Source organism: Liquorilactobacillus sicerae, from assembly GCF_029916425.1.
Taxonomy (GTDB): Bacteria; Bacillota; Bacilli; order Lactobacillales; family Lactobacillaceae; genus Liquorilactobacillus; species Liquorilactobacillus sicerae.
In genome coordinates this window covers 1-412 of sequence record NZ_JAHAVQ010000323.1, presented here as the reverse complement: position 1 = coordinate 412, position 412 = coordinate 1, and the positions used below count along the sequence as shown (strand labels likewise).

The following is a 412-nucleotide window of genomic DNA, read 5'->3' as shown; positions in this document are numbered from 1 at the left end:
GTACAAGACGTAAAAGGCCGACAAAAAGACCAGTAGAAAACCAAAAGCAATGATCGAGCGAATCGGAACTTCGCTAAAAGAAGTAATGCCATCCCAGGCAAGCAGAAGCATTTTATGCAAAGGATATTTCGATTTTCCGGCCTGACGGGCTCGACGCTTATAGAAGACCTTCGTACTCGAAAAGCCAACCAGCGGAAGCATGCCGCGTAAAAAAAGATTTCTTTCCGGGAACTGCAGAAGCTGCTTTAAGACACGCCGGTCGATTAAACGAAAATCCGCGTGATTGGGAATTATATTAACCCCCAGTTTATTCATCAATTTGTAAAACAAATTGGCACTGGCCCGTTTAAAGAATGTATCGCTTTCACGATTGTTCCTTACGCCATAGACAACATCGTAACCGGCATGATAC

1 protein-coding gene is annotated in these 412 nt (G+C 43.9%); it reads right to left on the bottom strand.

What is annotated here, in order from left to right:
- Positions 1 to 412: glycosyltransferase family protein (locus tag KH893_RS12655; protein ID WP_486606311.1), on the bottom strand; the 412-nt coding region annotated here is incomplete at both ends.